The following is a 23,222-nucleotide window of genomic DNA, read 5'->3' as shown; positions in this document are numbered from 1 at the left end:
CCTGCCTTTTGCTCAGAAAGGCAGGTTTCACTCAAAACTAATCTAACAAGTATGAATGATGTTAGATTATTTTTTAACTATACTGCATGTTGCTGTTGCAGGATAGCCATTTGTGTTTGGATCTGTTTCTTCAATAGTGAACGTAACTTCATAAGTTCCAGCTTCAGTAATGGTATAAGAGCCTTGATCGTCACGATTGATGGTATTTGTTGTAGCATCTTTAGGTCCGTAATTAACATCCCATTTGTTGTTCAATCTGAATTTCAATGCTCCAGGAACTAAGTCTGCTGTTACTTCCCATGTTTTAGTCTGATGATCATAACTCATTGGCGTGCTATTGTCCCATCCTCCAGATTGAGCAGTTCCAACAATTCCCCATGCATAAGGAGTAGCAGACCATTTTAGCGTGTTCAAATTTACTTTAATTTGGTATGAACCTGCACTTGGAAGAAATAAATTATCATCATCCATTCTAACTAAATCTTCATTAGTAGCACCTGCACCGTAAAATTCAGCCCATGTTCTGGCAGTATTTAATTTGAATGCTAATGCAGTACCTTCAGCAGTCATATATCCTTGATAGATTCCTTTTTCTATTGCTGTTAAAGCTGCAGCAGTTTCAACTGCCCAACCTTGATAATCACCAGGCATAAAAATTTTGCCAAAAGCAACTGCTTTTTCGTAAGGAGTGACCGTTATTTCAATTGGATCCGAATAAATATTTCTATCCATGGCAGCCACGACTCTTACTGCTAGTTTTCCGTCTACATTTGGTTGTATTCCTAGATCTGTTGCAATTTTATTCAAATCACGAACTGTAAAAGATTTGCTCAAAACATCGTTTCCTGCTTCAAATGTTTTAGCAGTTAACCAAGCCTTACTACCAGAAGTATTTGCTGGAAGATCAAATTGAACTGTGTATAAAACAGGTGCTTCAATCGGGAAAACAACAGCTGGCCAAGAAATAGTTGTTGCAGTATCGTCGGCTGTATCTTCTGTAAGCACAATTTTACTTGCAGAGGATGTAATTGCAGAGGGAAAACTAACCGATTTTAAAACGGTTAATTCTGCATCAGATTCACAAGAAGTAGCAACGATTACTAATGCCAGTAATGCTGCTAATTTATTTATATATTTTTTCATAGTATTGAGCTGTTTTAGTAACCTGGATTTTGTTTTAGTCCTGGATTTGCATTTAAAGCTGAAGTTGGGATAGGGAATATTTTTCTATATTCTTCTGAAGTACCTTTGAATTCATTTGGCAACAAAAACTTATCAAAACGAATCATATCTTCTCTACGATGTCCTTCCCAGTTTAACTCACGTCCTCTTTCATCAAAAATATCGTCAAGAGTAGGATTTGAAGGTAAAGCAGCAAGACCAGCACGAGTTCTAATAGCATCTACTAAAGGTTTAGCGGCTCCAGCATTGCCTAGACGAACATTACATTCGGCTGTCATTAATATAACATCAGCATATCTATAAATTGGGAAATCATTTGAAGCTCCGCCACCATTCATTGAACCTGCAGGATAAAATTTAACATTTCGAACACCTTCTTGAGCGCCCGCTCCGGGATTATCTAATGAAGTGATGTCTAATGTATAATTTACGTTACCTGGTTGTGGTCCTAATAAAAATTGTTTTTTACGAATATCTTTATCGTCATATTTTAGGTAAAAATCTTTTGGAACAACAGATCCGTTCCAACCACTGTAACCAAATAAAGCATTTGCATGTGGTCCAATCAAACTGCGTACAGTAAAAATATTACGGCCTACAACATCAACGGTAGTATAAATAGATAAAATTGTTTCATCTTGAGGACTTGTATCTCCAAACAACTCATAATATTTATTTCCTAGCGGACTTGAAGCATCTGAAAGTGCAGGGTGCAATGAAAAACCACCGCCATTTACAACATTACAAGCGGCGAGACATTCGGCCCATTTTGGAGTTCCAGTTAAAACACCTGCATTCAAGTATACTTTAGCAAGCAAAGTGTATCCAGCCCATTTATTGAATCTTCCGTAAAATTCTCCACCTTTAGTACCTGGCAGTAAATCAACATTGGCTTTTAATTCTGATACTACAAAATCAAATACAACCTGACGACTTGCTTGTGGAATTTTGTCAACAGTAATATTGTTATCTGTGTAAAACGGAACACTTCCAAAATCATCAATTAATAAATAATAGAAAAAAGCTCTTAAAACTTTTGCTTCAGCAATTTTTGATGCATCCGCTTTAGAGTCTTCCAATTGTTGTATTGCAAGGTTGGCATTGAAAATTGATTTGTAAAGCCAGTTCCATGTATTTTTAACTACTTCGTCTGTTGGCAACCATTGGTGTTTGAACAAAATTGCAAATTCAGTTGACCAGTCACCTGTATTTCTGTGAGGAATAACTTGATCATCAGCACACATGGAATTTAAGTCGTACCAACCCATATCGGCACCAGCATAACCAACGCCATTCCAATTACCAGGAATTTGTGCATATACACTTGCTAAGGCTATATCAGCTCCTTGAGGAGATCCATAAAAATCCTTCGCAGGGTATTGATCGTACACGTTTTCGTCAACATTGGTGCAACCTGTCAGAGCAAAGAAACAAATGCTTCCTGCTAAAAATATATTTTTGATTTTCATTTCTTTTACTATTTAAATTTAACGTTTACACCAAACGAAATGCTTCTGGTACGAGGATAAATTCCTCTATCTCCTCCAAAATAATCATTAACGTCACCACTACCACTTAAGTTAATTTCAGGATCAATACCCGAATAGTTGGTGATAAGGAATAGGTTGTTTCCAGTAAGAGAAAGTCTAATTGACTCTATAAATCGATCTTTAAAGCTAAAATTGTATCCTGCCGTAACGTTTTCTAAACGAACAAAAGAACCATCTTCTAACCATAAATTTGAAGAATATTGCGAGGTGTAAATACCTAAATCAACAGCACTTTGTAAAACATTGCTTTTTCCGATGTTTTCCATATAACTTGAACGTTGATTTACAGTGTTATAAACTTTATTTCCTCCTGATCCTCTTAATAATAAAGAAGCGTCAAACTTTTTATATCTCAAAGTTGGATTGAAAGCAAAAGTATAAGTTGGTAAAGCAGAACCTTGCATTACACGATCCAGACTCATACTTCCTTGGTCAATAACGCCATCACCATTTTGGTCTACTACTGTTTCAGCATTTGCAGCATCTTTACCTTGGTGCTGTAAAATATTAAATGTTCCTATTGGTTGTCCTTTTATCAAATAAGAATTCGGTGCACCCCAGCTTACATAATCTGTATTTAATGCTACACCATTGATGCTTCCGCTTAGATTAAGAACCTCATTATTCATAAAGGAAACATTTCCTGCCAAAGTAAAAGTTGTATTTTCATTACGAATTACATCATACGCCAAAGCAACCTCAAGACCTTGATTTCTTATACTACCAACGTTGGCTTTAATTTTGTCATGTGGGTAAGGAGGCTGAGGTACTGTGTAATCAAATAATAAATTATCTGTTGTTGCAGTATACACATCAATTGTACCTCTCAATCGGCTGTCAATTAAACTAAAATCAAGACCAATATTAGTTTGTTTTTTTGTTTCCCATTTCAGATCTGGATTGCCATTTTGAGTGATGTTGTAATTTGGAATTTGAGAACCTCCAAAATAAGTTGTCCCTGAGGCACCAACCAAAGAAAGAGAACTTAGAGGCTTCAAGCCTTGCTGATTTCCGGTAACGCCATAACCTACACGTAGTTTCAAATCATTCACTACAGATTGATTGGCCATAAATGATTCTTTTGCAATTTGCCAAGCCGCAGAAGCAGATGGAAAATTTCCCCATTTGTTATTTTCTCCAAAGACAGAAGAACCATCACGTCTGATACTTGCTGTAACCAAATAACGATCTAATAAAGAGTAATTTACTCTTGCCAAAAAAGAAGCTAGAGTTCTATCTTCTTTAGAAGATTTAATATCACCAGGAAGAGCTTTACTAATGTCACCTAATTGAAGGTTATTATAAGTTGCTAAATCATTAATAAAACCCCTTACTTGAGAGTAATTTTCTTGCTTGCTTTGGTACTGCCATTCGTACAAGGCCAAAGCATTAATAGAGTGAACTCCAAATGTTTTTTTGTAATTCAAACTAATATCCATTAATTTTTCTTCTTGACGAGTATTATTGATATTTCCAAAACCTTTTTGGTTAATTGCGTTTGCATCTGTAGATTTTGCCGGATTATAAAAACCGATTGAATTATTTGCCTTTCTCCAGCTTCCAAACCAACCAGCCTGTAAACCATCAACTATATCTAAATCTGCTTTAAGACTTCCGAATAAATTATCATATTTTCCCTCATTAGTAATTTCTTGTTGAGCCGCATAAGGATTCAAATATTGAAATAGGTTAGGATCTGTATAATAAGTTGTCCCGTCTGATTCAAATACAGGATCAGTAGGACGCATTTGATAAGCCTGAGAAATTAAGTTTGAAACCTGATTAACTCTACCAATACTTTGTACACTGCTTGCCGTATTACTAATTCCGTTAGTTAAACTATAAGTCAAAGTTAATTTGTCATCCAACGCTTTTTGAGTGGCTTGTAATCTTGCAATGTATTTTTTATTGTTAGAGTTAATCACAACACCATCTTGCAAAATAGCACTTACAGATCCATGGTAGCTAAATTTTTCACTGCCTCCACCAAATGAAAGTGTATGTGTTTGCGTAAATCCTGTTTGTGTTAAAATTCCGTACCAATCTGTATTTGCGCCATGATTTGCAGAAGCAGGAACTCCAACACTTTGTGCTGCAGTCCACCATTGATCAGCATTTAGAAAATCTAATTTTTTTGGAATAAAATCGATAGAAGAAGAACCTACATATTCAAAAGTTGTTTTTCCTGTTTTATTCGTTTTAGTTCTTACGATAATTACTCCAGCAGCTCCTCTAGATCCATAAACGGCTGTAGCTGAGGCGTCTTTTAAAATATCGATCGATTCAATTTCTGTTGGAGGAATCGAATTTAATAAATCTAAATTTCCCTGAATTCCATCTACCACAACCAAAGGATCGCTTCCGCCAATTAAAGAACTTACTCCACGAATACGTACACTTGGACCAGAACCAGGTTCGCTACCAATTTGATTGATATTTACACCCGCCGCTTTTCCAGAAATTAATTGTAACGGATTTACAATTGCTCCTTGATTCATCTCTTTTGCATTAATAGTAGAAACTGCACCCGTTACATCTTTTTTAGTAACCGATCCATAACCAACTAAAACTACCTCTTGCAAGTTAGTAGCAACTGGTTCCAATTGAATATTTAAAATGCCATTTCCAGCAGGAACTTTTTTAGTTTTATAACCCACAAAACTCACCAAGATTACAGAAGAACTGCTTTCGACAGTAAACTTAAATTTACCATCAAAATCGGTTACAACACTATTTTTTGTGCCTTCCTCGATAATAGAAGCTCCAGGAAGCGGAGCACCATTTTCGTCAGTAACAATTCCAGAAATAGTTTCCTTTTCATCTACAATATTTTGTGTTTTTAATTCTGGCTTTTTAAGGATAATTTGTGTGTCGCGAATTTTAAATTCTGTCGGAGTTCCTTTAAAAATTCTGTCCAAAACTACATATATCGATTGTTCTTTTACAGAAATAGAAACCGTTCGATCTAAGTCGACATCATTCATTTTGTAAATAAATCTGAAATCTGTTTTTTGTTCAATGGTCTCAATAACCTTTTCGATTGTTGAATTGTTCAATTCAAGAGTAACTTTAGTTTTTTGAGCATAAGTACTTGCTTTGATATTAAACATGGCGACCAAAATAAGTAGAGTAGTTAATTTCAATTTTAGGTCATTTTGGAACAATGAGTATAGAAACCCATTATTCTTAGATTTTTTTTTCATAATTTTGTTAATTGATTGTAGTTAATTCGTTATATTCAATCACTTAGTAAATCGGAAATTGTTCGCAGCTCTTTCCGATTTTTTTATTCCCGTAATGTTATCTCATCATATATTGTATTGGTTTTAGTGGTTATTTAATTAGTATTTGATTGTTTTTTATCGTGTAATTAATGCCATGAACATCATTAAAATAGCTCATCACATTCTCAATTGATTCTTCTTTAAAGCTGGCATTGAATTTCTCGTTAGCCAATTTCTCATTTTTATTAATGATTGTTACGTTGTAGCGTCTTTCCAGTTTGGTAATGATGTTTTTGAAAGTCATGTTTCTAAAAGTAAGTCCACCATCTATCCAAGAAGTATAAATTTCAGTAAGAACGGGTTTAGTAAAAATTGAAGCATTTTCTTTGTTGAAACTCCCTTTATAGCCCGGTTTTAAGATTGTATTTTTAGAAGCATCAAAATCTTCGTTAGAACGATACATTCCAACAGAGCCTTCAACGAGAACCACATCTGTCGCAGCATCTTCAGGATAGTTAGAAACGTTAAAATGCGTTCCTAAAACACGTACATTCAGTTCATCAGCATTTACAATAAATGGATGTTTTTTGTCTTTTGCAACATCAAAAAAAGCTTCTCCGTCTAGATAAACCTGACGATTTTCTCCAGCAATAAATTTTACAGGATATTTTAAAGTGGTGCCAGAGTTTAAATGAACCATAGTTCCGTCAGATAATTGCAAACGGAATTTTTTGCCAAATGGAATTTTAAGCGTGTTGTATGCTAGTTTATCAGAATCAGCTTGATTTTCGTAAACCAATTTATCTCCATCTTGATTTCCAACAACATTCCCTTTTTCATCATGAACTTGGACTTTTCCATTTTCAGAAATAATTTGAACACTTCCATCTTCCATCTGTAAGACAATATCAGTGCTTTTAAAATCGAATGGGACTTCTGTGCTTTTAGTAAAGAAACCTTGTTTGTAAGCAAAACCAACTCCCAAAAGAACCAAGACAGAAGCCGCAATAGAAATGTATTTTCTGTAATTTGGTTTTCTAGACTGTAATTCGATAACTGTTTCTTGCTCTTTTGTTGCAGATAATATATTGTCGAAAATCGAATCAGCTTTCTGCTCATCCATTTTTGGCATTTCGCCCAATAGATTTTTTACTTCTTCTACTGTCGGAAAATCTTCAGTTAGATTATTATTGCGGCAATAAGCAATAACCTGTTCTGTTTCTTCGGCAGTACATTGATTTAAAATAAACTTCTCTAAAAGCGTTTTTATTTCAGAATTTGAATTCATTAAGAATGTTTTTAGGTTCTGTGTTTCTATAATACAGCTGAGATGCAATTGAGTACTACTCAAACGTTATAATTTTTTAAATTTTAACATTTTGAATTGCTTAATGTGTTGATTTTTAATAAAATGTAGAATCTTGTTTTTTTGAAGAAATAATGATTAATACATTTTGTCATCCTGAGTAACGAAGAATCACACAAGAAAATTGATAAAGAAATCCCTCAATCTGAATATAAAAATGATTTTTTGGGCGAGCCAGCATTAGAAAAAGGGGCCAACAATCTTTGTCTTTATGCGCCCCTTTTCCTAATGCTGTCGGGCTGTCCGCGCTACTTCGGTAGCTTGCTTCCATCCCTCTCGCGGGCAAACAGGTTTATTCACGATTCTATTTTTTTCGTTTTCATAATGAAAAATCAAAATAGAAGCAGACAAAAATTATCGATTTTGATTGTGAAATTTGCGTGTTTTTAGTTTTCTAATTTAATTGCCTCCAGTTTTAACTGGAGGTCAAAAAAAGTCTCCAAATCTGGGCTTTAGCCAAAATTATCTTATTTGCTAAAGCCCCAATCTTACTTTCAAATAAACCTACAGCTAAAGCTGGAGGCAATTGATTTTTTTTCAAGCCACAGATTAACAGATTAAGAAGATTTCAATCTGTTGGGTAAAAAACAATCGTTTATTTTAGATAGAAAAAATACTAATCTGTGGGAATCCTTTAAATCTGTGGCAAAAAAAATCAAAAAAAAATCACTCCGAAGAGTGATTTTAAGGGCAATATTTGTGGTTTTGGTTAGATAATTTCATCGTGAAGTTGAAAAAAACCGCGCATCGATTCGAGCGCTTTACTCATTTGGTTCCGGACTGTGTTTATCGAGATTCCGAGTTCCTCGCTTATTTCTTCGTAGCTCATTCCTTTTTTCCGCGACATTTTAAAAATCTGCCGTCGTTTGGGCGGGAGCTGTTTTATTGCTTGCTTTTGGAGTTTTTTGCAATCGGCTTCCCGAACAGCATAATCTCCGTATTCATGTGATTTCTGACTTTCGTAGAAAACGGCTTCTTTCAATAAAATTTCATTCGCAGCCTTATTCAAAACATTAAAAGCCTGATTTCTTGCAATAGTAAAAATGTAGGCTTTAAAAGATTGTTCTACATCCAAACTTTCACGGTTGAGCCAAACTTTCAAAAAAACATCCTGCACATTTTCCTCCGCTACCTCTTTTGATTTTAGAAGACTAATGCTATATCCATAAATATCTTGGCGGTATAAATCAAAAAGCTGGCGAAAGGCTTTTTCGTTTCCTTTTTTGAGTTCACTTACCAATAATTTTTCACTATGGTTGGCAGCTTCTAACAATTTAAATTGCGTTTATTTAATTCCAATGGTATTAAACGATCAAAATCTGAGGTCTGATATCTGACTTCATCGCAAATATATAAAAATATTATTCGCAACAAATTATATATAAAAAAACTTAATTCGGATTTTTTGTTAGTTTTTTATATAAAAGACATAAAATACATTGTGAAGTGGCTTTTTTACACGTAAGTGTCATATTGACGCTTTTTCGAAATAAAATTTATTTCACAATTTGTCTTTTGAGAATATTCTTATTTGCTAAAAATGGAATAATGCCTAAGCACTCTTTTATTCAAAAAAAAATCCTTTCATCTTTCATTAAAAAAAGACAAAAGGATTTTTGTGTTATAAAGGAAGAATCAAATCTGATTCTTTTAATATTGTTCTAGTTTTTCAAGTCTTTAATTACTTTAAAAGCAACATCAACTTGATCTTCTCCAACTAAAATCGTAAATTCGTTTGAAGTCGAAATTACCTCGTTGATGATGATTCCTTCCCAAGCCAAACGCTGGAAAATGAAGTAGTAAATACCAGGAACAACAATGTTTTCTTTTGGTAATTTTACAGTAATAGAAGCCAGATTATCCAATTTTTGGATTAATTTTTCTCTCATAAAGTGCTTTTCAACTAAGTGATTTACACTACTGCTGACAACGATATTAGTTTCGTTTACACCACGAGATGAGGTATAAAAAATATCAGATAAAGCATTAATATCAGAGATCAAATCTGCTTGTTTATTTAAGACCGTTTCAGATGCTGCGAAAGTGTAATCTGTAAGTTCAGAACGAACTGTAATTTCACCAATATTCTTAATTACTTTATTGATTTTGTGGTTCAATTTAAAATCCAGTTCTTCCGTCAGTCGTTTTAAAGACATTACTACAGCGCCTTGTTTTACTTCTTTTCCAAACTCACTTTCTAATTCGGTCATGATATTTCGCGAAAGTGATGTTAGGTTAATAATTCCGAGCGACAGGGCATTTAATAAAAATGGTTTTGTTTTAATGTAGTTTTCTACAATAGAAGAAACAGTTTTCATAATTCTTTTTTTTTTTTGGTAACAGTTGAGTTGGTTTGTTAATTTAACATTGCGATGTTATAATTCTTTGCAAATATAAATAAAAAAACAAATTGTTACAATTATAACAATGAAAAATTATGTTAAAAGTGATAAAAAGCATCAGTAAGATGTTCAATTGCAAATGATTCCCCATTTTTATGGACCGCAACGATGTCAAAACGAATTTCTAAATCTTCTTGAGAATCCTTTTCCCTATCGTTTATGTAGGCATTTACTGCTCTAATGAGTAATTGAATCTTTTTTTGCTTTACAAAATCTTGCGGAGAACCAAAATCTAAGCTCGAACGGGTTTTAACTTCAATAATCGCCAAAACATTATCTTTTTGTGCAATTATATCTATTTCTGCTTTTTGGATGACAAAGTTTCTTTCAAGAATTGAATATCCATTTTCTTCAAGATGTGCAGCGGCGAGATCTTCGCCTAGTTTTCCTAAATCGTTATGCTCTGCCATTTTTTTGTTTCAAGTTTAATGTTTCAAGTTTGAGATTTTCTGTGTGTAAAAAAGTAAAGCCGCAAAGTATTACTAAACTTTGCGGCTTTGCGTCTCTGCGAGATTTTTATGTGGTATTTAAGCCTTTTAAAAAATGAAAGGTTTAAGGATATAACTATTTTTTAAATGTCATAGTACTTCCAGAAGCAGTAACTTCTATAGAAACGGTATTTCCCATAATCAAAGCTCTATTGTCTCTAATATGTCCAGCTGGGAAGTTGAAAATGACTGGAATATTGTATTTTTTTGTTACGTCATCTATAATTTCTAACGCATTTTTTCCCCAAGGCACTTCATTGTCTTTCATGCTTGTCATTCCACCAATAATGATTCCTTTTAGATTTTCGATGCAACCGTTACGTCTTAGATTCATCATCATACGGTCAATATGATATAGGTATTCATCTAAATCTTCAATAAACAAAATTTTATCCTTGCAGTCAATTGCAGACGGAGATCCTAACAAACTATATAAAATAGATAAATTACCACCCACTAATTCTCCTGTTGCACTTCCCAAACGATTCATTGGAGTTGGGCTAACAGTATAAGAAATTGGTTCGTTAAACAAAGCCGCTTTTAATGAATTTACCGCATCTGGAGTGGCTCTAGGAACCGTTACTGGCATAATACCGTGAATAGATTTGTAACCCATCGTATTCAAATGATTATGTAGAACTGTTACGTCACTAAAACCAATTACCCATTTTGGATGCTGTTTGAATTTGGTGAAATCCAGTAAATCTAACATTCTAACGGTGCCATATCCGCCTCGAACACACCAAATTGCTTTGATATTAGGATTGTCTAATTGCTTTTGAAAATCGGCAGCTCTTTGTTCATCTGTTCCTGCCAATTGATGATAATCCAAACCGATTGTTGACCCGATTACAGCCTCTAAACCCCAGCTGTGCAATAAATCTATTGTTGGTTTTAAGTTATCGTCGATGTTTTTTCTTGCTGTTGCCAAAAGTGCCACAGTATCTCCTTTTTGTAAATAAGGCGGTGTTATCATGTTTTGTTGAGATTGACAGTTGAATGATTGTAAAGCAAAAATAAGAAATGCGAGTTGAAACAGAGTATTTGGCTTCTTACTATTTAAAAGGTTTTTCATGATCATCATTTGCTTCTTTTCATTTGTATGAAAAAACAAATATAGAAATTTTAGATTTTAAATCTATTTGAATTTTCTTACAATTGGATAAAAAAGAGTAATATTGAAATGTTTTTTAAAATATTAAATCCATGCACTTTTTTAGAATCTTTTTATTAGCCGTACTTTTTTCAATTCAATCGCAATCTCAATCCAAAAAGTATAAAATACACACAGTAGCATTTTATAATTTCGAAAACCTCTATGACACTGTTGATGACGAATTTACAAATGACGATGAATGGACACCAAACGGGGCACAACACTGGACGACAGAAAAATATCAACAGAAATTAAAAAATTTGGCAAGAGTGATATCTGAAATCGGAACGCCAGAAAACTCAAATGCGCCAACTTTAATTGGTGGATCAGAAATTGAAAACCGTAATGTTTTAGAAGATTTAGTTAAAGAACCAAAATTACAGCAGTTGGATTTAGGAATCATTCATTTTGATTCACCGGACAAACGAGGTATTGATGTGGCTTTGCTTTATCAGAAAAAATACTTCCGTCCAACTTCTTTCTCTAATATTCCATTAATTATTTATAAAAAAGAAATTCCCAAAAAAGAAGAAGAGACAGAAATCTTAGATGATGGAATTGAAGTTAAAAAAGAAAATAAAAATCGTGTTTTTACGAGAGATCAGCTTTTGGTTTCGGGATTTTTAGAAAATGAAGAAATACATATTATCGTAAATCACTGGCCATCTAGATCTGGTGGAGAAAAGGCAACAACAATGTTTCGAGAAGCCGCAGGAAAATTGAACAGAAAAATTATTGATTCGTTACAGCAGATAAATCCACAGGCAAAAGTATTGACAATGGGAGATTTTAATGACGGACCATTTAATAAAAGCATAAAAAATGGGCTACGAGCAAAAGGAGCAAAAGCTGAAGTTGCTGAATTTGATGTTTTTAATCCGTTTGAAGAACTCGCAAATAAAGGTTTAGGAACCATTGCGTATCGTGATTCTTGGAACATATTTGATCAAATTATAATGACAGCCTCTTTGGTTAGATCGGATTTTTCAACTTTTAATTTTTGGAAAGCTGGTATTTTCAATAAACCGTATCTTATTCAAAATTCTGGACAGTATAAAGGTTATCCTTTGCGCAATACATTGACTCAAGCTGGTTTTAGCGATCATCTTCCTGTTTATGTTTATTTGATAAAAGAGGTGTTGTAGAGACGCACTGCAGTGCGTCTAACATTTTTCAGAAATTAAATTACAAACCATAGACGCACTGCGGTGCGTCTCTACAATTTCATTACCTTAGCTTTTCATAATTTAGAATTAAAAAAATGGCTATAGCAAAACCTTTCAACTTAACTAAATGGATTGACGAAAACCGTCATTTACTTAAACCGCCTGTTGGAAATAAAAATCTTTACGTAGATTCTGGTGATTATATTGTAATGGTTGTGGCGGGACCTAATGCACGAAAAGATTATCATTATAACGAAACAGAAGAGCTTTTTTATCAGTTAGAAGGAAGTATAAAAGTGGTCATTCAGGAAGATGGACAGCGTAAAGAAATGGAATTAAATGCTGGAGATATGTATCTTCATCCTGCAAAAGTGCCTCACTCTCCTGTTCGTTCAGAAGGTTCGATAGGTCTCGTTATAGAAAGAAAACGTGCTGGACAAGGTTTTACAGATGGTTTGCTTTGGCACTGTGATAACTGTAACCATAAATTGTATGAAGTATATTTTGAGCTTCATAACATAGAGAAAGATTTTCTTCCACATTTTGAACATTTCTACAATTCGGAAGAATTAAGAACTTGCGATAATTGCGGAACTGTTATGGAAACTGATCCTAGGTTTACGGCCAAGAAATAAAATATTTTTTTGATAGAACAACGAAACCCGACAGGTTTCAAAAACCTGTCGGGTTTAATTATGATTATCGTTTAGGATTTATGAAGAAATCTTTTTAATCCTAGAAATCTGTGGCAAAATAAAATTACAAACTAAATTTCTTCCCCTGTTCAGGATAAATAATTTTCAATCCTAAATTATTTTGAGCTTTTAACTGTTCTTTAATTTTCGCAATATTCTTTGCGGGTGGTTTCAAATGCGTGATGATAATTTTAAAGTTTTCTAGAGAACCTTTTCCAGCTAAATCCTCTAAAATATGAAGCTCTTTCATTAAATAATTCGGAGTCAAATGACCAAATAAAAATTTATCTGGCTGTTCATTTGGAAACGAAACTTCAATAAAAATTCCTTTCAATTGTTTGGTTTTAACTATTGGGGCAACAGCTGTCCATAAATCACGGAGATTATTGCTTTTTTCTACTTCATCTGGTCCTGTATCTCCTAAATATAAGGCATAGTCATTTTCATTTTTAATTAAGAAAGCAGTGCTTTCGAAGGGATTAACATGGCTAAGAGAAAATGCTTTAACCGTCATTTTTGTATTAGTTAAAGAAGTTTCTTCTCCTAGAATTAAAGTTTGAAAATGATATTTTTTTAAAGGAAAACCTGGCCCTGCATCTCCAAAATTAGCCCAAGTCTGATCGTTGAAATAATGGTTTTCCATCATTTCTATACATTTATTAGTAGCATAAACCGTTTTAGAAGAATCGGCAGGAGAATTTATAATTAGACCTGAAACATGATCCAAATGGGCATGCGAAATCAAATATCCTTTGATGTATTTTCGTAAAACTTCGCTTGTAGAAACTTTAAAAGTTTTCTTTTCAATCGCTTTTTCGATTCCTGCGTTTACAGTTCCAGCGTCAAGACAGATATAATTTGTTGTGTTTGATGGAGCTATTAAATAAGCAGAAAGATTTTTTTCGTCAATGCCACCCATTACTCCTAAAGGAACTACTGAAAAAGAATGTTTTTCTTTTTGAGAAAATATATTGGTTGAAACTAAAAGAAAACAAAGCAGGAGCCTAAAATAAGCAGTCATATTTTTAATTTTAAGTACTGCAAATTTCATTAAATAAATTCAATCTTGAGGTCTCGTTTCTGTTAATACTATAAAATAAGCTTAAATTTACGTTTATTTATGAATTAACTTCAATGGGAAATTAATTCTAAAACAATATCTTTACATAAAAATATAACAATTTTAACCAAAAAAGTTACAATGACAACAATAGCATCGCAATTTGGAATGAAGGAAGCTCTTGATAAATTGGGCATCAAGACAATAAATGAAGGAACATCAACAGGAATTAATAATTTTTCTTCTGGAGAAATTCTGGAAAGTTATTCGCCAGTTGATGGAAAATTAATTGCTTCGGTAAAAATGTCAACGGCAGCAGATTACGAAAAAGCAATTCAAACTGCAGCAGAAGCGTTTAAAACTTTTAGATTGATTCCTGCTCCACAGCGTGGTGAAATTGTACGTCAGTTTGGAGAAAAATTGCGCCAGAATAAAGAAGCTCTAGGAAAACTGGTTTCTTATGAAATGGGAAAATCATTGCAGGAAGGTTTTGGAGAAGTTCAGGAAATGATAGATATCTGCGATTTTGCAGTTGGTTTATCTCGTCAATTGCACGGGTTAACCATGCATTCTGAAAGACCAGGGCATAGAATGTACGAACAATATCATCCGTTAGGAATTGTCGGAATTATTTCGGCGTTTAACTTCCCGGTTGCCGTTTGGTCTTGGAATACTGCTTTAGCGTGGATTTCTGGTGATGTTTGCGTTTGGAAGCCTTCTGAAAAAACACCTCTTTGCGGTATTGCTTGCCAGAATATCATAGCTCAGGTTATTAAAGAAAACAATCTTCCAGAAGGAATTTCGTGTTTAATAAACGGTGATTATAAAATCGGAGAGTTGTTGACCGCAGATACTCGTATTCCGCTTATTTCTGCGACTGGTTCAACCAGAATGGGGAAAATTGTTGCTCAAACTGTAGCAGGAAGATTAGGCAAATCATTATTAGAATTGGGAGGAAACAATGCTATTATTGTAACTCCAGATGCCGATATTAAAATGACAGTTATTGGCGCTGTTTTTGGAGCTGTCGGAACAGCTGGACAGCGTTGTACTTCAACTAGAAGATTGATTATTCACGAAAGTATTTATGATAAAGTAAAAGATGCTTTAGTGGCAGCCTACAAACAGTTAAGAATCGGAAATCCGCTTGACGAGAAGAATCATGTTGGACCACTAATTGATACTCATGCGGTTGAAATGTATGCAGCAGCCTTAAATAAAGTTGTAGCCCAAGGTGGAAAAATCCTTGTTGAAGGAGGAGTATTATCTGGTGAAGGTTATGAAAGTGGCTGTTATGTAAAACCTGCAATTGCAGAAGCTCAAAATTCATTTGAAATTGTACAGCATGAAACATTTGCGCCAGTTTTATATTTAATTAAATATTCAGGAGAAGTGGAGAGTGCCATTGAAATTCAAAATGGCGTTGCGCAAGGATTGTCTTCTGCAATTATGACCAATAATTTACGTGAAGCCGAGAGATTTTTATCTGCAACAGGTTCTGACTGCGGAATTGCAAACGTAAATATCGGAACTTCTGGTGCCGAAATCGGAGGTGCTTTTGGTGGTGAAAAAGAAACCGGTGGAGGACGTGAGTCAGGATCTGATGCATGGAAAATTTACATGAGACGTCAGACCAATACAATTAATTATACAACAAATCTTCCGCTAGCGCAGGGAATTAAATTTGATTTGTAGTAATGCAAATATGTCATAAAAACAAAAAAGGCTTCCAGTTTTGGAAGCCTTTTTAAGTTAAGTTCGGTTTTTATTTTTTTATAAGAGTTTGGTTAAACGATCCGTCAACAGTATAAATTTTTGCTAAATAAGTTCCAGGAATTAAACCGCTTGTATCAATGCTTTCAGAGTTTCCAGAATTAATTACAAGATTTCCAGAAATGTTGTAAATCAATACTTTTTGTACTTTGTGTTCAGGATCTGATAAGTATAATGTGCTAGAAACAGGATTTGGATATAAAATTATTTGCGACGTTTCTGTGCTTTCTTTTGCAGCAGTTTCGGTTGTAACAGCCATTCTAGAAGTACTGCCACTATAAACTGTGCTAATATAGAATAGATTGGCTACAGAACCTTTTGTTATAGTATGAGAACCTGCGGCAATTGAAGCAGTCACAATACCTGCAGATGCTGTATATGAAACGTTGTCTACTTTAATAGTTCCTGCAAAACTTGAATCGAAAACCAAAGTCAATGTAGAAGCACTAGTTGTTGTGTATGTTATTGATGTGCTTGTTTCAATTTTTAGACGTTCAGTAAGTGTTAATCCATTGTAAGTTACAGAACCTGGCGTTGAATTCATATTTCCTGTTATAGAATAGAATGCACTAGTTTTTCCAGATGTTGTAAAGTTATGTAATTCAGATCCGCCAGTTGAACCAGTTGTAACTGTAATAGTTCCTGATGCTGTTATAGGTGTTCCCGCCGTACCCGAAGTTGTTACAGAGTAAGATACATTTGCAGTTGGAGTTCCAGTAATAGTTATTGTTTTTGCAGATGTATTTTTTACAAAAGACAATCCAGATGCAGGCAATCCTGTTACAGATGCATCAGTTGCATTTCCGCCCCAAGTAAATACGATTGAAGCAATAGCAGTTCCAGATGAAACCGTTTGACTATTGTTGCCAGTAGAAGTTAAGGTTTGGTTTCCAGCAGCAGTAACTGTTACAGTTCCAGAACCAGTAGCTGGGGAACCACTAGTTCCAGAAGTTGCAATTGAGTATGAAACAGTTGCTGTAGGCGTACCTGAAATAGTGATAGTTTTTGCTGTTGCATTTTTTACAAAAGATAAGCCAGAAGCAGGTAGTCCTGTTACAGTTGCGTCAGTTGCATCTCCTCCCCATGTAAACACGATTGAAGAAATTGCAGTACCGCTAGCAACAGTTTGATTGTTGTTTGAAGCAGAAGTCAAAGTTAAAGTTTGTGATCCAGAAGGAGGATTTCCTTCGCCTTGTACTGAAACTAAAGTTCCAGTGTAGTTTGTAAGGGCTGTTTTTAATGCTGTAATAACTAAAGAAGAAGTATCATCTGTAGCATTGTTGAATGTCCATTTCAAATCTCCTCCAGAAATACGTCCTGCATATTGAGTAGTTTTTGTTTTTGCAGCCGCAGGAGTATCTATAGTTAGATTTTTCACATACAAATTAGCATCTGTATCAAAGTTGTTGTAAACATTAGCGCCAGATTTAGATTTTACAGCACTGCTTACCACTTCTCCTCTTGTAGAAGCCACATAAGCATCAAAATCTGTTGTAGAGCTTATTTTTCCTGAGATATTATACAACGGATTCGGATCATTATAAGCTACAAAACGCATGTTGTTTGTTCCGTTAGAAGCGTCAAAAGTATTATTATAAGCTTTAATACTTCCTCCAGCTTCACCTGAGAATGTTCCCATTGTTCCAGCATTATTCACTTGATTGGCTTCATCCCAAATGTCTGACCCTTGAAGCGAAGTTAGCATTGGGTATTTGCTGTTTCTATAATAATTTCCTTCCACAAAAAGTGAAGATCCTAAAGTTGATCCTGCGCCATATTTTGAAACTCCATCATAATAATTGTTGTAAATATGTGCTGAGTAATAGCGTACACGAGGATGACGAGAATCTGAATGATCAAACCAGTTGTGGTGATACGTGATATAAAGTCCAGAAGTTGTTCCTTCGCTTAAACCTAAAAGACTTGCTTTTCCGTTATCCCAAAAGTGGTTGTATGATAATGTGATATAAGTTGAAGTTTTATTGTCCAATGCTCCATCACCTTTTATCTGGTCAGCATCGCTTCCTGCATTCCCATAGAATAAATCACAGTTGTGAACCCATACGTGATCATTGTCCTGTTGCATTCCTACGTTATCGCCTGCAGTACTATTGCAGTTCATAAATCCAAGATTGCTTACCTCGATATTTGAAGCCGATTTCAATCTAACCCCCCATCCATTTGCAACAGCATCGTCACCAATACCTTCAATGGTAACATAACTCGAAGCGTTGTTTGCGTTTTCAATAACAACGTCGCCACCTTCCATAACAGTCATATCGGTGATATTTCCAATTAAACGAATGATAAACGGACGTGTATCTTTTCCTTTCTTGATAGCGTAAAGAATATTTTGTAAACCAATGCAAGGATTTACACTTGCACCCGTAATATTCATAGAAATTGTGTTTTTGGTATTTTGTGTAATGTAAAGGATTACAGCATTGTCTTTAGGAGTTCCATCTGCTTTGTATCCTCCAGGAACACGACCGCTTTCAAATGCAAATCCGTTTCTGTCGTGTGCACTTACTGTTAAGCTGCCAGTTGTAGCTCCTGTTCCTTCAATGCCATTTACAACAGGTTTTACCTTTACGGTATAAGTGCCTGCTTTTAGACCTGGAATATCAGCACGAAAATAAGAGCCATAACTTCTAATAAGCTGGTCATCTATTTTTTGATCCGTAAATCCATTCCCAGTATAATACACATTGTAGGTTTGGGCACCGCTAACTGGTTGCCATTTTACAAAAGCAGATTCTAGCCAGCCTGAGGCTTCGTTAATCTGAATGGTTTGTGCCCATAGTTGAACTGTCATAAGAAAGACAGCCACGAAAAGTAGGTTTTTTTTCATAAGGTTTGTTTAAGATAGTTAATAAAATAAGTAAGTGGTTTTACTTACGATTTCAACGTGGTTTAATTGTAATCGATTACACAAAATTATATATTAATTTTTAATAGTATAATTTTTTTACCAAAAAAAAGAATATACTTAAATTATTTGGCTTTTAAAGTGTTAAAAATGTAATAAATTGCATTAATTGTAATTTATTACATGTTGCAAAGTAAATACGGAAAGCCGTATTTTTCTCGCTTTTTGCAATTTTGAACCTTAAACAAAAAGAAGAAAAAGGATTTGTAAATTTTTTTTATTACATAAATTACATTTTATTTTTTTGTAGGAAATGGATTCTTTTCGTGTTTTGAATAACAGATTATTCTTAGAAGATATAATTCGAATATTGAATTGGTATTCAAAATTTAGTTTATAGAAATAAAAAAAGCCCTTTTGATTTTACTCAAAAGGGCCTGAATTAATATTTTTGGAGAATTAGTCTTTACTAGAAAGTTTTGATAAAAGTCTTAGGAATTCGATATATAACCAAACCAATGTAATCATTAATCCCATTGCTCCGTACCATTCCATAAATTTTGGCATTTTTTCTCTTGCACCTTTTTCAATTAAATCAAAATCTAAGAAAAGGTTAAGAGCCGCTATAATGATAACAAAAACACTAATACCAATACTCATCATAGAATTTCCGTAATGAACAGGAGTCCAGCTTGTAAACATTGATACAACCCAAGAAATTAAATAATATGTCGCAATTGCTAACGTCGCAGCCACAACAACAGATTTAAACTGTTCTGTAACTTTAACAATTCTAAATTTGTATAAACCAAGGCAAACTAAGAAAGTAACCAAAGTTGCTCCAACTGCATTAATTACGATTCCAGGAAATTTTAATTCAAATATTGCAGAAATACCTCCTATAAATAATCCTTCAAATAAAGCATATCCTGGCGCTAGGTAAGGAGATAATTGTGGTTTGAAAGAAGAAACTAATACTAAAATGAAACCAACAATTGCACCTCCAATTGTAGGCAGCATAGGATTCATTCCATTAAAAGCCATCCACCATGTTACCATAGCAGCACCGCATAAGATTAGAAATAAGATTGCTGTTTTGTTAATTGTTCCAGACACCGTCATTTCTTGATTGTAATCAATAATCTGAGCTTGGTGCACTTCTGTTCTTGATTCAGTATTAGACGAAAAACGCTTACTGTTTAAAAATGGATTTTTTGAATTAAAGTTCATATTTTAATACATTTAATTGAATTCAAATATATGGAGATTTTTTGATGTGCAATTGCATAGAAGAATTTTTTAACATGAATTTCTGTTCTTTATCTAGGACATAAAAAAAATCCATTAAAACTGGTTTAATGGATTTTTGAATATTTTATTTAAAGAAATTTTTTTATTTCAATAGGTCTAAAACTAATGATGGGAATAAACCTAAAGCAATGTTTAAAACAATTGACACTACAGCAGTAGCATAAATAAGGAATGGTCTTCCTGTTCTTTCTTGATTAGGTTCTTTAGAATACATTGCAATAATAAGTTTGAAATAATATCCAACACTAATGATTGAATTGATTACAGCAACAATTACTAAACCAATATATCCTGCCTGAATTGTCTGGTTGAATAAGAATAACTTAGCAAAGAATCCAGAGAAAATAGGAATTCCGGCCATTGATAATAATGAAGCTGTAAGAACAGCAGCCAATAGCGGATTTGTTTTTCCTAAACCGTGGAAGTTTGTAATATCTTCATTATCCTGATCTCTGCATACATATAAAATTACACTGAAAGCTGCGATTCCAGCCAATGCGTAAGCAGCAGTATAATATAATAAAACTCCAGCTGAAGCAGAAACCGTTAATAATGTCATTAACATGAAGCCTGCGTGAGAAATTCCAGAGAAAGCAAGCATACGTTTTACGTTTACTTGTCTTAATGCCATAATATTACCAACAGACATTGAAGCGATAGAAATAATAACCACTATAACTTCAAACGTATGCAAAAGGTCTTGATTTTCTAAAGAAGCAATTACATTCATTCCAGAAATCAACTTAAATAGGGTTGCAATAGCTACTACTTTTGCTAAAGTGCTCATCAAAGCTGTTGTTAGAGCTGGAGAACCTTCATACACATCTGGAGCCCAGAAGTGGAAAGGAACTGCTGCAACTTTAAATAACATTCCGATAATCATTAAAATCAAACCAATAGGAAACCAGATTGGTAATTCTGCAGATAAAGCGCTTTCGTGGATTTCAGTTATATCAAAAGTTCCCATTGCTCCGTAAATCAAACAGATTCCGAATAAAATAATTCCAGATGCAAAAGATCCCATTAAGAAATATTTCATACCTGCTTCGTTACTCTTTATATTCAAACGATCACTAGCAGCTAAAACATATAAAGCAATAGACAAGATTTCAATTCCTAAAAAGAACATAGCCAAGTTTCCAAAAGAAACCATTGCTACAGCTCCAGCTAGCAAGAATACTTTAATTGCAACGTAATCTGAAATTTTCGTTGGGTGATTTTGGTAAAAATTGTGACTTAACGCTACAAGGAAAATCGTCAAAACGATAAACAATGATGAAAAAGCTGTAGAAAACTTACTCACTGCTATCATGTTGTTGTAATAACTTTGTTCTGCTCCAAATTCACAGTAATTAAGTGCCAATACGCCCAATAAACCCAAAATGGTAATAGGAACGATTGCCTTTCTTAAATTAAGAATTTCAAACAATAGGCAGAAAATACCCAATCCTGTTATAGCTATTAATGTATTCATTTTTATCTTTTTGATTTAGGATTTCAATTTTAAGCTTAAATCCTAATTTATTTTTTGTTTAAAATATTAGTTCTTATTGATAACTTGTAAAATGTTTTCCAAGCTTGGTGTAATCAAATCTGTGATTGGTTTTGGATAGAAACCAAAGAATAATAAAACTGCAATGATTACAGCAAATGAAATTCCCTCGTTAAGTGTAACATCAGCAAAAGCTTTAGAGTTTGTTTCTCCTAACATTACATGCTGGAACATTCTTAACATATAGTAAGCTCCCAAAATAATAGTTGTTCCGCCAAGAAGAGCAAACCAGATATTGATTTGAGATAAACTGTATAATACTGTAAACTCTCCAACGAAGTTAAATGTACTTGGTAATGCAACAGAAGCTAATACTAAGATTAAAAACATTGAAGTGAATTTTGGAGACTGAGCACGAATTCCACCCATTTCTCCGATTTCTCTAGTTTCGTATCTTCTGAAAATTACTTCAGCAGCAAAGAATAATCCCACTACAACAAAACCGTGAGCGATCATTTGCATAACTGAACCTCTAAAACCATCAAGAGTCAAAGTGTAAGATCCTGCAGCAATTAACCCAACGTGAGCAAGAGAAGAATACGCTAATAATTTCTTTAAATCTTTTTGTCTCAATGCAACGATTGATCCATAGATTACACCTGCAATTCCTAGAGCGATAAAGATATGCATGTATTCTTTAGCTGCGATTGGAGCAAGTGGCAATTGCCAACGAAGAACGCTGTACAATCCCATTTTTAACATGATACCAGATAAAAGCATTGTTCCAACAGTTGGTGCTTTTTGGTATACATTTGCTTGCCAAGTATGGAAAGGAATAATTGGAATTTTGATAGCGTAAGCTAAGAAGAAAGCCAAGAAAATCCAGAATTGCTCGCAAGCAGATAAGTTTACTTTGTATAAATCTTCGATTAAGAAAGAACCTGCTTTTGTGTATAAATAGATAAAAGCAGTTAACATGAATAACGAACCAGCAAGTGTGTAAATAAAGAATTTAACCACTGCTTTTCTACGCTCTTCAGCATCGCCATTACCCCAGATCAAAGCAATAAAGTAGATTGGAATAAGAGCTAACTCCCAGAAAATATAGTATAAAAGACCATCAGCCGCTAAGAAAGTTCCAACCATAGCAAATGCCATAAACAAGATTAGAGCATAAAAGCCTTTTGCATTTTTATATTCATTTCCGAAAGACGAAAATATAATAATCGGAGTTAAAGCTGCCGTTAATAAAACCATTGCAAGCCCAAGTCCATCACCATTTAAAGCGAAAGAAATTTTAGGCTGATTAATCCAGCTGTTGATTACGCTGATATTTTCACCTGCGTTATAATTATTCAATAATACAATTGAACATCCTAAAGCGGCTAAACTAAAAAGTAAAGCAACTTTTGAAGCTAGTTTGTCACCAGAAAAGTAAGTGGCAAATGCACCAATTAAAAGTATAATTAATATAGTAGAAACGTTCAT

The 23,222-nt window shown here is 34.0% G+C and carries 16 protein-coding genes; 3 read left to right on the top strand and 13 right to left on the bottom strand.

What is annotated here, in order from left to right; genetic code table 11:
• Positions 1 to 66: 66 nt before the first annotated feature.
• The 8 genes from RB618_RS04410 to RB618_RS04375 form a co-directional block, all read right to left on the bottom strand.
• Positions 67 to 1,143, bottom strand: a complete 1,077-nt coding sequence (locus RB618_RS04410) for a SusE domain-containing protein (protein WP_308067648.1) — start codon at positions 1,141 to 1,143, stop codon at positions 67 to 69.
• A gap of 14 nt (positions 1,144 to 1,157) precedes the next feature.
• Entirely contained in the window at positions 1,158 to 2,651 is a 1,494-nt protein-coding gene (locus tag RB618_RS04405) for a RagB/SusD family nutrient uptake outer membrane protein (RefSeq protein WP_308067647.1), read from the bottom strand.
• An 8-nt stretch (positions 2,652 to 2,659) separates the two neighbouring features.
• The gene (locus RB618_RS04400) at positions 2,660 to 5,875 is read right to left on the bottom strand and encodes a TonB-dependent receptor (RefSeq protein WP_308067646.1); all 3,216 of its coding nucleotides are present in this window, start codon (positions 5,873 to 5,875) and stop codon (positions 2,660 to 2,662) included.
• A gap of 190 nt (positions 5,876 to 6,065) precedes the next feature.
• A complete protein-coding gene (locus RB618_RS04395; RefSeq protein WP_308067645.1) occupies positions 6,066 to 7,244 on the bottom strand; it encodes a FecR domain-containing protein in 1,179 nt (392 codons plus the stop codon).
• Positions 7,245 to 8,031: 787 nt separating this feature from the next.
• On the bottom strand, positions 8,032 to 8,595 hold the full coding sequence (locus RB618_RS04390) for an RNA polymerase sigma-70 factor (RefSeq protein WP_308067644.1): 564 nt from the start codon (positions 8,593 to 8,595) through the stop codon (positions 8,032 to 8,034).
• A gap of 388 nt (positions 8,596 to 8,983) precedes the next feature.
• Positions 8,984 to 9,640, bottom strand: coding sequence for a hypothetical protein (locus tag RB618_RS04385; protein WP_008466087.1), 657 nt, complete (start codon positions 9,638 to 9,640; stop codon positions 8,984 to 8,986).
• A gap of 122 nt (positions 9,641 to 9,762) precedes the next feature.
• Complete coding sequence (locus RB618_RS04380; RefSeq protein WP_308067643.1) at positions 9,763 to 10,134, bottom strand: YraN family protein; 372 nt, start codon at positions 10,132 to 10,134, stop codon at positions 9,763 to 9,765.
• A 154-nt stretch (positions 10,135 to 10,288) separates the two neighbouring features.
• Entirely contained in the window at positions 10,289 to 11,188 is a 900-nt protein-coding gene (locus tag RB618_RS04375) for an LD-carboxypeptidase (RefSeq protein ID WP_308067642.1), read from the bottom strand.
• 230 nt (positions 11,189 to 11,418) lie between these two features.
• Between RB618_RS04375 and RB618_RS04370 the strand changes: the two genes are divergently transcribed.
• The gene (locus RB618_RS04370; RefSeq protein ID WP_308067641.1) at positions 11,419 to 12,513 is read left to right on the top strand and encodes an endonuclease/exonuclease/phosphatase family protein; all 1,095 of its coding nucleotides are present in this window, start codon (positions 11,419 to 11,421) and stop codon (positions 12,511 to 12,513) included.
• A 116-nt stretch (positions 12,514 to 12,629) separates the two neighbouring features.
• Complete coding sequence (locus RB618_RS04365; protein ID WP_308067640.1) at positions 12,630 to 13,169, top strand: 3-hydroxyanthranilate 3,4-dioxygenase; 540 nt, start codon at positions 12,630 to 12,632, stop codon at positions 13,167 to 13,169.
• 124 nt (positions 13,170 to 13,293) lie between these two features.
• On the opposite strand, the gene RB618_RS04360 is transcribed toward RB618_RS04365, so the two are convergent.
• The gene (locus RB618_RS04360) at positions 13,294 to 14,280 is read right to left on the bottom strand and encodes a 3',5'-cyclic-nucleotide phosphodiesterase (RefSeq protein WP_308067639.1); all 987 of its coding nucleotides are present in this window, start codon (positions 14,278 to 14,280) and stop codon (positions 13,294 to 13,296) included.
• Positions 14,281 to 14,430: 150 nt separating this feature from the next.
• On the opposite strand from RB618_RS04360, the gene RB618_RS04355 reads away from it, so the two are divergent.
• Positions 14,431 to 15,984 (top strand): aldehyde dehydrogenase family protein, encoded by a 1,554-nt coding sequence (locus RB618_RS04355; protein ID WP_308067638.1) that lies wholly within the window; start codon positions 14,431 to 14,433, stop codon positions 15,982 to 15,984.
• A gap of 70 nt (positions 15,985 to 16,054) precedes the next feature.
• On the opposite strand, the gene RB618_RS04350 is transcribed toward RB618_RS04355, so the two are convergent.
• The 4 genes from RB618_RS04350 to RB618_RS04335 form a co-directional block, all read right to left on the bottom strand.
• Positions 16,055 to 18,913 (bottom strand): T9SS type A sorting domain-containing protein, encoded by a 2,859-nt coding sequence (locus RB618_RS04350; RefSeq protein ID WP_308067637.1) that lies wholly within the window; start codon positions 18,911 to 18,913, stop codon positions 16,055 to 16,057.
• Between the two features lie 477 nt (positions 18,914 to 19,390).
• Positions 19,391 to 20,161: a Bax inhibitor-1/YccA family protein gene (locus RB618_RS04345; RefSeq protein WP_308067636.1), complete on the bottom strand. Its 771-nt coding sequence runs from the start codon at positions 20,159 to 20,161 to the stop codon at positions 19,391 to 19,393.
• Positions 20,162 to 20,324: 163 nt separating this feature from the next.
• Positions 20,325 to 21,716, bottom strand: a complete 1,392-nt coding sequence (locus RB618_RS04340) for an NADH-quinone oxidoreductase subunit N (protein ID WP_308067635.1) — start codon at positions 21,714 to 21,716, stop codon at positions 20,325 to 20,327.
• Between the two features lie 66 nt (positions 21,717 to 21,782).
• Positions 21,783 to 23,222 (bottom strand): NADH-quinone oxidoreductase subunit M, encoded by a 1,440-nt coding sequence (locus tag RB618_RS04335; RefSeq protein ID WP_308067634.1) that lies wholly within the window; start codon positions 23,220 to 23,222, stop codon positions 21,783 to 21,785.

Origin of the sequence: Flavobacterium sp. LHD-85 (assembly GCF_030929595.1) — a bacterium.
Classification (GTDB): Bacteria; Bacteroidota; Bacteroidia; order Flavobacteriales; family Flavobacteriaceae; genus Flavobacterium.
The sequence above is the reverse complement of the archived record's forward strand: the minus strand, read 5'-3'. Positions and strand labels throughout refer to the sequence as shown.